This window comes from Chitinophaga sp. (assembly GCF_035564935.1).
Classification (GTDB): domain Bacteria; phylum Bacteroidota; class Bacteroidia; order Chitinophagales; family Chitinophagaceae; genus Chitinophaga.
On the sequence record NZ_DATMTE010000959.1, the window covers coordinates 1 to 16,061 of the forward strand.

General features: G+C 48.4%; 10 protein-coding genes. 1 reads left to right on the forward strand and 9 read right to left on the reverse strand.

What is annotated here, in order from left to right:
• Positions 1-201: 201 nt before the first annotated feature.
• Positions 202-1,083 carry an inositol oxygenase family protein gene (locus tag VN105_RS24820; RefSeq protein WP_325645308.1) on the reverse strand — a complete coding sequence of 294 codons (882 nt, stop codon included), beginning with the start codon at positions 1,081-1,083 and terminating at the stop codon, positions 202-204.
• A gap of 128 nt (positions 1,084-1,211) precedes the next feature.
• Between VN105_RS24820 and VN105_RS24825 the strand changes: the two genes are divergently transcribed.
• Positions 1,212-2,231, forward strand: coding sequence for a LacI family DNA-binding transcriptional regulator (locus VN105_RS24825; RefSeq protein ID WP_325645310.1), 1,020 nt, complete (start codon positions 1,212-1,214; stop codon positions 2,229-2,231).
• 95 nt (positions 2,232-2,326) lie between these two features.
• Here VN105_RS24825 and VN105_RS24830 read toward each other — a convergent pair whose 3' ends face one another.
• The 8 genes from VN105_RS24830 to VN105_RS24865 form a co-directional block, all read right to left on the reverse strand.
• Complete coding sequence (locus tag VN105_RS24830) at positions 2,327-3,925, reverse strand: IPT/TIG domain-containing protein (RefSeq protein WP_325645312.1); 1,599 nt, start codon at positions 3,923-3,925, stop codon at positions 2,327-2,329.
• 19 nt (positions 3,926-3,944) lie between these two features.
• The gene (locus tag VN105_RS24835) at positions 3,945-4,643 is read right to left on the reverse strand and encodes a fasciclin domain-containing protein (protein ID WP_325645314.1); all 699 of its coding nucleotides are present in this window, start codon (positions 4,641-4,643) and stop codon (positions 3,945-3,947) included.
• 17 nt (positions 4,644-4,660) lie between these two features.
• A complete protein-coding gene (locus VN105_RS24840; RefSeq protein WP_325645315.1) occupies positions 4,661-6,130 on the reverse strand; it encodes a RagB/SusD family nutrient uptake outer membrane protein in 1,470 nt (489 codons plus the stop codon).
• Positions 6,131-6,151: 21 nt separating this feature from the next.
• Positions 6,152-9,394, reverse strand: coding sequence for a SusC/RagA family TonB-linked outer membrane protein (locus tag VN105_RS24845; RefSeq protein WP_325645317.1), 3,243 nt, complete (start codon positions 9,392-9,394; stop codon positions 6,152-6,154).
• A gap of 39 nt (positions 9,395-9,433) precedes the next feature.
• Positions 9,434-10,474 carry a DUF5007 domain-containing protein gene (locus tag VN105_RS24850; RefSeq protein WP_325645319.1) on the reverse strand — a complete coding sequence of 347 codons (1,041 nt, stop codon included), beginning with the start codon at positions 10,472-10,474 and terminating at the stop codon, positions 9,434-9,436.
• Between the two features lie 2 nt (positions 10,475-10,476).
• Positions 10,477-11,619 (reverse strand): carbohydrate-binding protein, encoded by a 1,143-nt coding sequence (locus VN105_RS24855; RefSeq protein WP_325645321.1) that lies wholly within the window; start codon positions 11,617-11,619, stop codon positions 10,477-10,479.
• A 12-nt stretch (positions 11,620-11,631) separates the two neighbouring features.
• Positions 11,632-13,116: a RagB/SusD family nutrient uptake outer membrane protein gene (locus VN105_RS24860; protein ID WP_325645323.1), complete on the reverse strand. Its 1,485-nt coding sequence runs from the start codon at positions 13,114-13,116 to the stop codon at positions 11,632-11,634.
• Positions 13,117-13,133: 17 nt separating this feature from the next.
• Positions 13,134-16,061, reverse strand: a 2,928-nt coding sequence (locus tag VN105_RS24865) for a SusC/RagA family TonB-linked outer membrane protein (protein ID WP_325645325.1), incomplete at its 5' end; no start/stop codon positions are given.

The following is a 16,061-nucleotide window of genomic DNA, read 5'->3' on the forward strand; positions in this document are numbered from 1 at the left end:
CAATTATAAAATACAATGCAAATACCAGGTAGTCTTTGAACACAAGTTGATTACTCATAAGTGGAGCGGTTGATCAGCAGTTTTTTTAACGTGGGTAGAAATACCTGGATATAATATAACAATTTCCGGCATGTAAAAAAAAGGATTACCGGGAACACTTCAACAAGCCGCATTCTTACCGGTAACCCGTTATATCACTGTCTAAAACTTCAGCGTAGATGGCAGGTATTTCGCTACCAGGTCTTCATAATAGGGTCTTAATTTTTTCCAGTCCGGCGGGGTCGGGTTCTTGGAATACAGATCATACGGATTGAAAAGATTTACCCATTTAAACATTTCCTGGTCGTGTGCACTCATCAGGTGATCGTAGGCATGTTCACGATGCTGCGGGTAAAAAGAGTGATAGCGCAGCATGTACAGGGCGGGTTCAGGTAAATGATCCTTCATGATCTGGTAAATATATTCATCATGTCCCCAGCTCAGGTGTACATTTTCCAAACCGCAGTTAGGTTCATATACGCCATATTTCGTGTTATAATCCGGGTTGTTGATATCCGGGTTGTTTTTGAAAAATTCCGGGAAAACGATCTTATCGGAGAAGGCACAGCCTACAGGATAGGTATCACCTACTACCGCCCATTGCGGCTCGCCGAAAAGACATAATACTTTGCCCATGTCGTGAAATAAGCCGGTGAGCACCATCCAGTCGGGATGGCCATCGGCGCGGATGGCTTCAGATGTTTGCAGCAGGTGCTGGAACTGGTCCAGGTCTGTATCCGGATCAGAGTCGTCTACCAGCTGGTTCAGAAAATCGAAGGCATCCCATACAGACATTTCTCTCTTATTAAAAGACAAAAATTCCTTCTCCTTTTCTTTCACAAATGCGTACGACTGGTAAGTATGATTTAACCGGTAAAATTCACGCACCGTATCACGGGGAGGCGCTTCATAGTTCCGGAACTCGGCAGTACTTTTTTCCTTGTTGATATTGGCAGGATCCGGATATCTCTCCAGTAAATCATCTTCCCACTGATCCAGTGAAGTAAGTGGTGCAGGGTTCGGCTGCCCGTTAACGTTATCCATAATATCAGATTTTAAAAAGTTCGTGGAAATAAAGGAAATATCCTGCTCTAAATATGCGATCTTTTTAAAAATCTTCCGCATAATAGAATAACTTTATTTACTTAACCGATTAAGTAACACGGCCGTGTATGGAAAACGTCACCATCAGGATGCTTGCGGAAAGATTGCAGTTATCTACTGCCACCATTTCAAAAGCGCTGAGTAACAGTCATGAAATAAGCGAAGAAACAAAGCAACGGGTGCTGGCGCTCGCCGCAGAGCTGAATTATGTACCCAATCCCTATGCCAGCAGCCTGCGAAAGAAATCCAGCCATACTATTGCCGTAGTGATCCCTGAGGTAGCCGATAGTTTTTTTGCAGAAGCGATCAACGGCATAGAGTCTGTTGCACAGGAGAAAGGCTACCATGTACTTATTTATCTTACGCATGAAAGTTTTGGAAAAGAACAGGCTATTTTAAAAGATTTCCAGAGCGGCCGGGTAGACGGCGTGCTTATTTCTGTAACTACCGAAACTGCCGCCGCTGCGCACGGGCTGGCCCAATTGGTAAAAGAGATCCCGGTTGTATTTTTTGACAGGGTATGCGAAGAAGTAACCGCTGCCCGGATCACTACCGACGATGCCAATGCCGCTTATAATGCCACTGCGCACCTTATTGCCGGCGGATGCCGTACTATCGGCCTGCTATCGGCATCCCGTCACCTTTCTATCAGTAACAGGCGGGCAGAAGGCTTCCGGCAGGCGCTTGCCAGTCACCAGCTTCCGCTTACAGATGCCAGCATCCTTTATTGCTCCAATGACCCCGCCGAAACCCGGCAGTTACTGAAAACCGCCTTACAGCACAATCATTACGACGGCCTCATTGCCACTACCGAAAAACTGGCTACTGCAGTATACCTGGCCTGTGAAGAATTATCACTGGCTATTCCCGGCGATATACAGGTAATAGGTTTCTCCAACCTGAGCACTGCGCGGTTCCTGCAGCCGTCGCTCACCACGGTATCACAACCCGCCTTTGACATGGGGCATGCTGCCGCCACCGTGCTTTTCAAAGCGTTGAAAAGCAGCAGCTTTCCGCTGCAGGAACAACAACAGGTAATTCCTTCTTCCCTGATCATCAGAAATTCAACAAAGGCGCCTGCCCGGTAACCGGGCATTCCGGAAATGATTACTGCCGGTGCCCACGCGCATTCAATAGTAATTGCATGCACGCAGGTACCGGCAGTAACCGGGGTATAGCGTTTTTAAGGATAAGTAATTCTTACAAACCGGTTGGCATCCCGGTAATCGAACTTCGTAAAGGTGCCTACTACCAGCAGTGATTTCTCTCCCGCCACAGGCAGGATCTGTGTAATACCGCCGCTTTGGGCGTTCTGATCAAGCGTTACACCGCCAATGGTATTATACGAAGGATGGATAGCGCCTTTGTCGGTAAGCACAATCATATTGTTACGAACCAGCCCACTGAATTGCGTAAAGATACCGCTCACAATCACTTCGCCACCCGGCATTACATGCGCCCTGAATACATAGCCGTTGGAGCCTGCGCCTACGTTAAACGAAGGGTCTACCACCCCGTTTTCACTGATCCGGGCCACATTGGCCATTTTAAGCCCTCCGAAGGTATTAAAGCGGCCTACAATGATAAGTTTTCCATCCGGCTGCCGCGTCATGCCCAGTACATTCTGGTCCGGGCCGGCGCCTGTGGAGAAGGAAGGATCAAGTGAGCCGTCGGCATTGAGGCGGGCAATACGGTTCACTGCCTGCCCGTTGTACCTGGTGAAGGTACCGGCAATCAGCAGCTTTCCATCAGGCAGCAGGATAGAACGGTTGATATAACCATTGGGGCCTTCCTTACCCATATGCGTTGCCAGGTCGTAGTTGTAGGTGCTGTCCAGGCTGCCATCCGGCATTAAACGCACCAATCCATTGATCTGGATGGAATCAAGATGAACAGAGTCCTGCCCTGCACTACCGGTAAGGTTATAGTTAGGCTGTACATAAAAACGGAAACTACCGGTAAGCATGATCTTTCCATCGGCTTGTACATGCAGGTTGCCCACCTGACCAGAAATACCGCCTTTCAGGGAAGAAATGGTGATTTCCTTACCGGAAGGGCTGAATATTTTATCTGCAGCCAGCGAACCGTTATTGTTCAGCAGTGCAATACTGTTTACAAAATTTACGCCTTCATAGTTATTAAAAGCGCCTGCCACCAGGTATTTACGGTCGGCGCCGGGCAGTGCCACGGCGGTAGACACAAAAGTGTTGGTACCGTTTTTCTTGTCGGGACCAAAACTCCCATCTACTTTACCATCGTGATTAATCCTCGCCACGCGGTTAAGTTTTCCTTCCTTACCGGAGTTGTCGAAGTCGGTAAAATCACCTACCACCAGGTACTTCCCGTCTTCCACAGGTATAATATCCGCGATGCCTCCATTTGCAGCCACCTTACTGGGGAAAAGGGTATCCATTTGAAAAGTACCTGTCACCCGGAAAAAAGGGCCGAAAAAATACTGCTGGTCCACCTGTGCGGCCACATTGCCGGTAGCTGCCTGCGCCGGCACTTTTACGCGCGCGGTAGTATCTGTAAGTTGCAGGATAGGCGCACTTACCCCGTTAAAGAGAATAGCCAGTTTATCCTTGTTTTTAAGGAAGCCTTTCCCGCTGATCGTCACCTCTTCTCCTACGCTGGCGCGGGCCGGGCTGATACCATCCTTGTTGATAGAAATAGCCGGCAGCACCTGTTCTTTATAAGGATCTTCCCCGTTGGAACTGATCTTATCTTTGGTACAGGCGCCTAACACCGCCAGGAGTATTATTAGGAATGTATATTTTTTCATACTGAAATGCGTTAATGGATTATTGATTCTGCAGTTCCTGTTCTGCTACTCTTACAAACTCACCATCGCGGAAACCGAAGGCATGCCTGAAATTCAGTACATGAAGTACCCCGTTTGTTGGCAGGATATCTGACGTCATCACCAATGTTTTCGGGTTATTGGCAAAGGTTACCGGGTCGTAGGTGATATCTGTCAGCTGCAGTACACGCGCGCCTACTGCTTCCACCCCATTATAGTTCTGGTAAATCAACCCGATGTTGAGAATATACCCGCTGCTCATTACATAGTTAATGCCCGGGTACGCATATACGTTTACAGGATCAATACGTGCAAATTTATTGGCGGTGTACTTTCCCTTCAGCATATACATCATCAGGAACTTCTTCCATACTTTAGGAGGAATATCTGCCAGCTTTACGCTGTCTTCCACCATTATATGCCTGTAAAAGTTCAGGTCATCCATAGCATCCACGATACTCTGATCGGTTGGCGTAAAGAAAGTAACGGAATCGTTCTGCAGCATTTCTTTCAGCCCGGCTTTCTCCACCACATATGCTACCGTATCAAAGAGGTCGGTATTTTGTACCAGGTAATCGTAAATGGTTCCTTTATAATGCGGGTTAGCACGGCCGCTGTCGATATAATAATCTTTTTTACAGGCAGATAACAGCAGTGCTGCCATCAATAGAACGCCGGCTATGGGCAATAGCTTTCGCATAGTCAATATTTTTACAGTTATTGTATCCAGTATTGGTTCCTGGTGATGAGCGGATTGTTGTTCACTGCGGATGATGAAATGGGCCAGGTCCACGCTCCTTTTTCCATCAGGTCCGGTGTGAGCGGATTCTCTGTCAGGTTCCTGTTGCCAATCCTCCCGGTGCGTATGAGGTCATACCACAGGTGTCCTTCTCCCATCAGTTCTTTTTCCCTTTCATAGAAAATGGCCTCTTTCAGGGGATCGCCGCCACCCCCGGTATACACCTTTGCTCCTGCACGGTCGCGCACCAGGTTCAGCATCTCAATCGCTTCAGCGTTCCTGTTACCCAGGTTAGCCAGTGCTTCCGCTCTCAGCAGGATCACGTCTGCATAGCGGAACAGGATGAAGTTGGCATCATAATCCCTGGTGATGGGATTGGTAATAGCAGAGAATTTCAGGAACATGGGTTTCTTCTCTCCCTTTTGTGCATAGGGATCATCAAACCAGAGATCCATCCGCCTGTCGGATTCGCCCCGTGGATAGATCCTGTCCAGGTGCCTTACCATCGGGGTAATTTCACTGTTCCCATTCAATCCGTCGCGGATAATAGGATCATGTAATGTCCACTGGCAGATGAGGTAGTGGAAAGCGCCGCCATAGTTGGCGTCGAGCGACAGTTCAAAAATACCTTCTTCCGAACGGCCTTTGAAAATAGCCTGGAAGGTTTCCTTGGTATAAGGCAGCAGTTTATATTCATGCAGGTCCATCAGCTCTTTGATGAGATCTGCCGTCTGGTTCCAGTATTTCTGCTGATTGGCCTTATCAAAGCCGGCGCACCACATGTTGATATGCGCCATCAGTGCCAGCGCAGCGCCCCTGGTGCCACGCACCGCCCTGTTGGTAGGGTCGTCGTAAGCGATCACCATATCATCTTTACACTCCGCGAGATCTTTCAGGCAAAAATCCAGCACGGTCAGCATTTTTTCGCGGGGCTTCAGCGTGATGTCATACGGGTCTGTTTGTAAAGGCACATCTCCGTACAGGCGCGACATATAGAAGTAAATAAAAGCGCGTAAAAAACGGGCTTCGGCCACCAGGGCCTTTTTCTCCTTTGAACTGAAGGCTGGATCTTCAATACCGGGTATCCTGTCTATACAAAGATTGGCAGTAGCAATAGCCTGGTAAAATAATCCCCAGTCGGGAATATCTTCAATGCCATCGCCAGTGGCCTGCAGCAGCCGGTTGGCGGCCAGGTTACGGAACCCGTTCTTATCAAACCAGTTCCAGTTACCTGCTCTGAAATCTCCCACATTATATACAACACCGTTGGTAAATTTCTGCAGCAACTTTGCGTAAGCGCCATTGATGGCTTTTTGTGCATCGCCTCTTGTTTTCCAGAAATCTTTCCCCGAAAGGGTATCCAGTGGTTTTACTTCCAGGAATTTCTTACAGGAACCGGCTCCCAGCAATAAGCAGAAAAGCATTCCTATTCTAAACCAGTGTTTCATCTGAAAATATTTTAAGTATCATTAAAATTGAGCGCCAATACCGAATGTCAGGCTGGTAGCATTAGGATACCCGTTGATATCGTCCCTTCCCAGCGAAGTCACGGTTTCAGGGTTTGGCCCTGTATATTTTGAGAAGATGGCTACGTTGTAGGCCGTGAGATAAGCACGCAGCACCCGTAGTTTTAACTTCTTCATAAAATCAAAATCACGGAACTGGTAGGCCAGTGTGATCTGGTTAATTTTGAAGTAAGAACCATCTTCCATCCAGAGACTCTGATCCAGCCTGTTGGGCGCTACCTGCGCATCGTGGTCAAAGGATCCTACAATAGCAGGATGCGAAGATTTGTCGCCCGGGTTTTTCCAGTAGTCGATCTGGTTGATATCATACAGGTTGATAGGCCCCGCAGCAGTACCACTTGGTATGGATAGATCTTCAGGATACTGCAGGCGGTAAATCCTCGCGGCAATAGCATTGTTCAAAATGCTCCGGTCTGCCAGGAAAGTACAGTTGATATTGAGCGACAGGTTCCTGTAGCTCACCGTATTGTTTAATCCACCGGTGAACAACGGCTCAGGATTACCCATGATCACATAGTCGGCGCCGTCCAGGGCGTAGTCGCCGTTCAGATCCCTCCAGATAGGATCCCCTGCCTGGAAATACTGGGTGCCAGGCCCTTTAAATGCTTTGTAGCGCACTCCCCTGATCGGGTCTACCGGCACATCAGCGGTATTGGTATATACCCCGTCTGTCTGGTACATATAATTGCTCTGCGGGTTCCTTCCCACTTTCAGTGCAATACTCTGGTAAGTGTTCTGGTCTACGTTAATGAAGAGCTGCGAACCACCCGGCAGTTCTGTAAGCACGCCTTTATTGTAAGCGCCGTTTATGGAGAAGATCCACTGGAATCCCTTAGGATCGCTGTGCATAATAGGGCGTGTGGTGATAGACAGTTCATGTCCGTAATTCACAATAGCCCCCCCGTTCACCTGCATTTTACCATAACCGGTGGAATTGGGCAGCGGGATATCGCGTACCAGGTTATAGTTGTTCTTGTAGTAGGTATCATAAATGATTTCCACGCGTCCCCTCAGCAGCCCCAGGTCTACCCCGAAGTTAAACTGCGATGACTTTTCCGGCTCCATATAGGGATTGGCCAGCACGCTGTAGTTAGGATTAATGGAAGTGGCATTGTTATAGTTTTTCACACTTTCATACGCACCGAGCGAATTGAGAATGGTAGCGGTAGGCCGGCTGTTAACGCCATAGGTTACACGCACCGATCCGTAATCCAGCCAGTTCCAGCGGCGCATCAGGTTTTCCTTGTTGAAGTTCCAGCGAACACCAACGGATGGATTTTTCGTATAGGGGTTATTGATACCCGCTGATGAGTTTCCATCCAACCGGTAGGCCAGGTCAATTACATACTTGGTCCGGTAGTTATAAGACAGGAACCCTGCCCATGAAGCGGCATGATACACATAGGATACCGGGGTACCATTCACGTTTACTTCACTGGCGTTGTTCCACGGGTTACCGGGGTAGAAACGCGGGGAATAACCGCGCGGCCCCCAGTAATAATCGTTCGGGCCATTTCGTATATCCTTCACATGCTGGTCGTCCGACTTGATATTCACTTCACTGAATACGCTGGCATATATGTTATGCCCCTTCTCCTGGTCGGAGGGCCGGCTGCTGTAGCTGTAATTCACGCCGTTCCTGGTGTTCAGCTCATCGTGCCGGCCAACGAAGCCGTACAGGCCGGTTTGGTTGTTATTGGAAAACGATTGATTAAACCGGTCCCTGGTATCCGTATAGTAATCGTAAGAAGTAGTGGAGTTAATGCGCAACCCTTTAAGGATTTCATAATCCACATCCACGAAACCACGGATATTAAGGGTATTGTTATCATCAATGTTATTCTCATATCCGCTCAGTTGGGGGTTACCAACAAAGGTAGAAGGGCCGGGCATCAGGGAAGAGGTAAAGGAATTACCGGCGCCGTTATTGGTTAAGCCGCCGCCGTTACCACGTTGCTTCTGACCCAGTGCGCTAAACAGCTGTGCACCGATGCGCAGTTTCTGGCTGGGCTGCATATTCAGCTGCATGTTCAGGCTGTATTTATTAAAGCCGGTATTTTTCAATACACCCTGGTTCATCTGGTAGGCAAAGTTGGCCTTGTAGTTCATCTTCGGGCTGCCACCACTGATCTGCACATTATTATTGGTGTTCAAAGTGGTTTGGTAAAATAATCCCTGCCAATCGGTGGAGTTATTATAAAACGCATTCAGGCTGTCTGTCAGGAACTGGGAATTAGGATCAGCCAGTATACTGCGCGCCGCCTGTAAGTCCCTGGCGTTTTTCATGATAGAACTGATACGGTACCTCCGTTCTGCATTACCACCAATAGTAGGGCGTAAGGTAGGCGGCAGGTTCACAAACAAACTGCTGTTGATGTCGATGATCGGCGTAGGCGAATTACCGCGTTTGGTAGTTACCACAATTACACCGTTAGCGCCGCGGGAACCATACAAGGCAGTAGCCTGCGCATCTTTCATTACCACAATAGACTCCACGTCCTCCGGCGGAATTAATGCCAGCGGGCCGGTAGCGGCGCCCGGTTGCAGCATCGACTGTGAAATACCGCCGTCGAAATCTACTGGTACGTTATCAATTACCAGCAGCGGGTTGTTACTGGTGAGATAAGCATTATCACCGCTTCCGCTTACGTCCAGCTGGGAAACCCCTCTAACGGACATGGTACCACGAAAACCCGGAGCGCCGGAGTTATTCTGAATATTCAACCCCGCAATTTTACCCTGCAACAGTTCCTGTATGTTGGATACCGGCACATCCTGCAGCGCCTTTCCATCAATTACGCCCGCAGAACCGGAAGAGGTTTCCTTGGTACGTTTCTGGTAACCGATGATCACCGTTTCTTTCAGTGATTTGTTTTCCGGGCTCATACTAACATTGAGTGTGGTTACCTTCCCTACTTTAATTGTTTCCAGGCGATATCCGATGTAGCGGAACTGGATAGATTTTTCAGGCTCCACTGTAATGGTGAAATGCCCTGTAGGGTCGGTAACACCCAGGCCCTTATTATTTTTAATATCGATGATTGTTACGCCGGGGATGCCCTCTTTGGAAGCGGCATCTGTAACCCGTCCCTTAACGGTAACAGCCTGTTGGGCGTATGCCGTGCTGCCGGTCCCTGCCAATAACAGGAGAAAAACTACCAGCGTATGTATGTACCGTTTTTTCATGGCACTAATATTTTAATGTTTCAGAATACAGTTACCGGTTTAATCGTTGGTAAACTTGGGATTTACTTTAAACTTGAAAACTACGTCCCAGCTGCCTGGCTCAAATACGGCGAAACCATAGCCAATGCCTCCCTGCTGGCGTGTGCCATAGGAAACACGCTCATAGGTAAAAAAGATGCTGGCCTTTTCGTTAATACCAACATCTGCCAGTACCGGGTAAGGACTGGTAACATCCCAGGTAACGGTAACGCTGTCTTGTGAGAATTTCCGGTTAAAGCCAAAATATACGTTCGTACCAATCGTGTTACTATAGTATCTCAGGCTGTCCCATTTGGTAACATTAAAATTTGACATTTTAATAGGTAAGGAATCCTTATCAAAAAACTTGAAGGTGAGTGTATTCTTTGCAGTGCCTGTTTTAACGAAGTACACGTTCACCTGGTCGTTGTTGATCGTGTTATTCTGCATATCCTGCACACCAATGAGCGTGGGATGATTGTATACCAGGTTGCCATTGGATTCTTTTTTCTGGAGCCCGGTGATGTCATCAAATTCATAAGGCTCATAGGGGCGCGGACGGCGGAGATCCAGCTTTCTCTTCTGGAAAGTTTTCTGCCCTCCCTTGTTCTTCACCAGGATATCGAAAGTATAAATACCCTGTTTTATTTTAGAACTGTCGGTAGCCCAGAAAACAAGATCGCCGGAGGTGGAGCGCATATCCAGCACCGGTCTTTTCACCTGGAAACGTTTGGCTTCAATTTCCGCCACGGTTTTCTCGGTGCCGCTGTAGTACTCTTTCCACTGCCAGGTGTTCACTTCTTCAAGCAGCTCCGTTGCAGGCGTACCATCCGGCCGTGCAATGTTTTGCATCTCAAAGGTGAGCGGCTGGGTGGAATTGTCGGCATTGAATTTTCCATAGAACACATTCGTGCGTCCGAAATTAGCCTGGTAGGTATCGCCATCGAAGTTGGCATTATTGCTGAAGTGTTCCTTTTCATCGGGCAGCAGCTGCTTGTAACAGCCTGTTGCCATTGTTACCAGCGCGGTGGCTATAAATAAAGTATATACTTGCCTTTTCATTGCTATGGGTTTATTTTGGTGAAGATGACACGGTGCAGGTTCAGGTTCGCTTTTTTGATCATCACTTTCATCAGGTGTTTTCCTGCGGGCAGATCGGCCGTACCAATAGCTCCCTGCCAGGTTTGCCAGCCGCCGGTACCTTGTATGGGAATATCTTCACATACCCTTACTTCATCAACAGTGAGATAGATCAACCCGCCGCCATTCCCGGCAATACGCAGCTCCACTTTATATTTCCCTGCTTCCTTGATATCAACGGTATACCTTACCCAGTCGCCGTCACTGGTCCAGCCAATATTGTAATTGCCGCCGGGGCTGGTGGATCCGTCGCCTTCTGAACAGTTTTCCGTGCCCGGATCATCGGGGCGGTAAGTATGACCGCCATTGGGGTTCCGGTAATTATAGGCCACGCCTTTCGGACCTTCATCATAATCTGCGGCATTCAGTATACCGGGTATCTCAATCGGGTAACCCAGGTAAGGCCCCTGCAGCGGCTCCAGCGATTTAGGATAGGCTTTCCCCACAAAAGAGGTAAACCCAAACACATGCCTGGTTTCCAGGATATGCATCAACCCGTTGGTGGATTTGATATCCACGTTCTGGGTAAGCGCTACGGACCAGTCTTTCGTAAACCTCGAACCATTTTTATCGCTGTACTGCAGCACGGCTGTACCCGCGCCCACTGCCCCGGAAGCATTGGTACTGGCGGTTTTCCCGTTCATTTCATGACCATATAAAGATTCCAGGTCGCTGCCATCTGCATACCGCAGCGAATCGGCTGTTACCAGGCCCCTTACCATGTAGCGGCGCAGTAAACTGTCCCATACAATCAACGGAATACTGTCGAGCGTCCAGTTACCTTTATCTCCAAGCCGTTCCCTGGCGAAGTTCACATTACGGATAGCAGTGGTAATGCTATTGTCTTGCGGAACAAAAAAGGTCACCTGCTGACTTTTGAGTGTATCGGTAAGCTTTACGCGGTCTATCAGTAACAGCAGGGTGTCGTACAATCCGCCCTGTTGTTTGAGAAAATCATAGGTGCTCACTTTCACTTCCGATAAAGGCTTGGCATTCCGGTAGTCCTGCATTCCCTTTTCGCAGGCAAAGCAAGCCGTGATGACCAGTAGTATTAAATATTTTTTCATGGCAGTGATTTGTTATTTCCAGAAAGAGTTTTGAACCAGTGCGCTGTTATTGGCCAGCGCTTCCTGCGACAATGGCCATAATGCGGCGCCCCTGTCTACATCCGCCTGTGTAAGCCTGGTATACTGCGGGATCTTTTTAAAATGTACCAGGTCGTACCAGTACCATCCTTCTCCCATCAGTTCCCTTCTGCGTTCCAGCCAAATGGCATCCAGCAGTTCCTGCCCGGCGGTAGCTACATTTACATTCTTAAGTGCGCGGCTGTTACGGATCTGGTTCAGGTCTTTCTGCGCTTCGGCGGTTTGTCCTAACCGGGCTTTTGCCTCTGCACGCAGGAGATACAACTCTTCATACCGGAATACGATAATGCAGGAGGAATACATTTTCAATACCGGGTCTTTTACCGCGCCATTGATCTGTTTCATTTTAAAGAAGATGGGATACGCTTCTTCCATTTTTGTGAAGAAGTAGGTTGGCCGTTGCTCCCGGGGCTCGCTATAGATCTTCAGTACACTGTCTTTCGGAACATAAATTTCAGATTCTCTTTTTGGAATATAAGGTTCACGAAGGGTCCAGTCTTCCAGCTGACCGGTAGAAGATATTTCCGCATGGTCGAAGTTCATATCTATCTGGAAGATATTAGCACCGATACGTCCGCGGAAAGCGCCGTCCAGCCTGGTTAAGTCGTTCAGGCTCACAAAACCGTAACCGGTGTTCGACTGGTTATTGATAACGGTATTGGCATAATCGAGCGACTTCTCATATTCTCCTTTCCAGTTATAAATATGCGCCAGCAGTGTGTATGCCATTCCTTTGGTAGCGGTAATGGAAATGTGATGCGATTCGCCCTGGCCCCGGTAATCGCCTTGCTGTTCAGGCGATTTGCCGTTGTATTTCCAGGGTAAACCATCAATACAGGATTTGGCTTCTTCTGCGGCATAATCCAGCACTTTTTCCCATTTCTCGCGGGAAATTGTTTTTACTACGCCATCAGAGGGAGCGGTTACCAGTGGCACATCTCCCCAGATCCTTACAATATAATAGTAAAGAAACGCGCGGATATAAATAGCCTGCGAACGGTCCAGCTTCATTTCATTTTGCGAATACCGGTAATCGGTAGCTGTTACCTGCGGTAGTTTTTCTATAGTAAGATTGCATTGCGCAATAGCTGTATAAAATCTACGCCAGTCGCGCCATTCATCCATTGTGGTATAACTGGCGTTCAGGTTATTTTCCACTACTGCGCGCAGGTCGCCACGCTTGGTCGACTGAAAGTCGCCGCCACGCAGGTCTCCATACACCCAGTGTGCATTTTCATTGGCCATTGCAGCGCGCATTAAAGCATAGCAGGCAGACAATCCCGCGCGTGCATCGTTCTTGGTCTGCCACATATTTTCTTCCGTCAGGGCGCGGTGTGAAGGTACATCCAGCATTTTCTTACAGGACAGCATACCTCCGGCCAGCAATAGTATTACCCCAACAACAGCAATATTTCTCATGATCATGTTTTTTAACATCAGAATTGAAAATTAAAGCCCAGCGTAAATGTGCGGGGAGCCGCCCAGTTATAGTATCCTTCATCATACCCGAAATAGCTCACTGCTTCCGGATCACCGCCTTTGTACTTTGTCCAGGTAAGCAGGTTGTTGCCGGTGGCATAAATACGCAGGTACTCTATACCCGAGCGTTTCATCCAATCCGTTTGCATATTATAGGCTACTGTTAATGCGCGGAGCTTTACAAAAGAACCGTCTTCAAGGAACAGGGTTTGATTGGGCTGATAGGCATATACAGCGCTCCAGGGATTATACTGTGGTATTTTACTGTAATCGCCTTCCACTTTAGACCACCAGCTGATTTCCTTAATGGCTTTCGGATCATCGATGGCTTCCCTGTTGGCAAAATCAAAACGGTCGGCCAGGGCCTGGTTAATCACTTTGCGGCCAAAGGAATAGTTCAGCAGGATATTCACATCCCAGGCGCCGTAGCGGAAAGTATTGGTGAAGCCCCCTGTGGCGGCGGGCGACAGCCGGCCCTTCATTACACGGTCCACATCGTTGATATTAAAGTCGCCGTTTAAATCCGTCCATTTGGGATCGCCTTTTTTCAGGGTAACACCCTGGTAAGCCATTTTCTTTCCTGTTTTAGGATTCACAGGCACTTCATCATCGGAGTTATAAATGCCTTCATTCAGGAGCAGCCAGTAGCGGTCAACCGGTTTGCCTACAAGAAAGCGGCGGTTGTTGATCACCAGGTTGGTAAGCCCGTCCGGTAACGCTATCAGTTTATTCTGATTGGTATAGATATTAATGCCGGTAGTCCACTGGAATTTCTTTCCTTTCACTACATCTGCGTCAATAGCCAGTTCATAGCCATAGTTGCGGATATCCATGCCGTTCTTTACAATGCCGGTGTAGCCTTCTTCTTCCAGTGTAGGTACTTTCAGTACAAGGTTGCGGTCTGTTTTGGTATATACATCCAATGAAGCGCGCAGGCGGTCGTGGAACAGGCCGATATCAATACCACCGTTCAGTTGTTCCACCACCGGCCAGGAAGTGCCCGGCACCACATAACCGCTGGTATAGGCTGCGTTGATCACCGGGAAACCGTTGTAGGTAGACATATTGGGCACACCGTTCCATCCTGCATCCACATTGTATACCGGGCCGCCGGTATACATCTGGTCCATCAGCAGCCGGCCTACACGGCCCCAGCTGGCACGCAGGTTCAGGTTACTGAGCCAGGAAGATTCTTTCAGGAAATCTTCCTTATGTACTTTCCACGATGCAGATAAAGTAGGCGATATCAACCAGCGGTTGTCGTTACCCAGGTAAGAACTGCCATCCCTTCTTACATAAAGGGAAACAAAATATTTCTGATCAAGATTATAACCAATATTGGCATAAAAAGACGCCAGCCTTGATTCTGTAAAATCTTTGGTATTAAACATCAGGCGGAAATTACCAAAGCGGCCTTCCTTCTGCTGATCAGTACCCGGCTGATAGATCTTCACATAATCGCTGGAACCTTTATAGGCACGGCCATAGTCATAGCGCCATTTATCCCATTGCCCATACTGCCCCAGCGTTATTTCCAGGTGATGTTTTCCGGCGAAAGTTTTGGCAAACTGCAGCGAGTTGTCCAGTACCATCCGCCTGTTCAGGCCATCGTAGTTAGACACATAACTGTTGCCTTCGCCGAGTGCGGTAGGCACAAAAAAATCGCGGAAGTTTTGCCCGTAGTCGATGGCAAAACGTGTGTTCCAGGTGAAGTGCGACAGGAAGCTGTACTTTGCGTTGGCAATGATGCGGGCGGAGTTATTTTTGTTCCGGTTGATGGTATTATCCAGCGCGGTGTAGTAGGCCTGCAGGTAGTCTTTATTGGGCGACAAAGGAGCATCATAGTTAAAGAGATAATCCTCATCGCCCGCGCGGTCGCGGATAAACTCATTGCGTTTGCGGTTCTGGTTAGCTACTGCAATGTCTGTGGTGAAGATGAGGTTCTTTACCGGCTGGATGTTAATACCGAAATTAACGTCGTAACGTTTAATGCCGGTTTTGTCATACACGCCCTGTTGTGATGACTGCCCGATGCTGAAACGGAAATTGGCATAGGGCGTACCTCCGCTTACAGCAGCCTGGATACCGTTTGTAAACCCATTCCGGAGAAACAGGTCGTCCCAGTTGGCAGGGCCATAGTAGCGGGCCTGTGAGGAATCGGCCAGGTAACGCGGGAAGTTACGCCATTGCGTTTCATCCGCATATTTTTCGTAGAAGGGCAGGCGGAAATCACTTTCATATCTGCCGTTTACCACATCTACTGCAGGTTTAAGGGCCAAACCGGCATAAGCATTCACAGATACTTTCATCTGTCCCACCCGGGGCGCTTTGGTAGTGATATTGATAACGCCGTTAGCTGCATTGGGACCATATTTTGCGCTGGCGGCAAAATCTTTCAGCACTTCAATACTTTCGATATCATTGATATCGATAAAGCCCAGCAGGTTGGTTTCTGTTCCCATCCTGTTGAAATCGAAGCGCTGAATGTCGTATGCAAATGCATGCTCCATAATAAGCGGCACTCCATCCACCACATAAGTGGGTTGCGCATAGAACAGGTCGCGGTTGCCCAGCAACAGGGAAGATGTACCGCGGATAAACACGCTGTTGCGTTTACCGGGTTCCGCAGAAGGGATTCGTACATCCACTCCCGTTACCCTTCCTATCAGCATCTGGTCGATACTGGTATAAGGAAGTTTCTTCACTTCATCAACATTCAGCGGGGAAACAGCCCCGCTGACATTGCGTTTCAGGAAGAGTTCATTGTTGGGGAAATACCCAAGCGTGTCCCGCCTGGTAGATGTCACCTTGGAGAAAGCAAGTGAATCAGCATTCACACCGGAGGTATCTTTTTTATTTTTAAACAACACGTTCTGTGCTTCTGA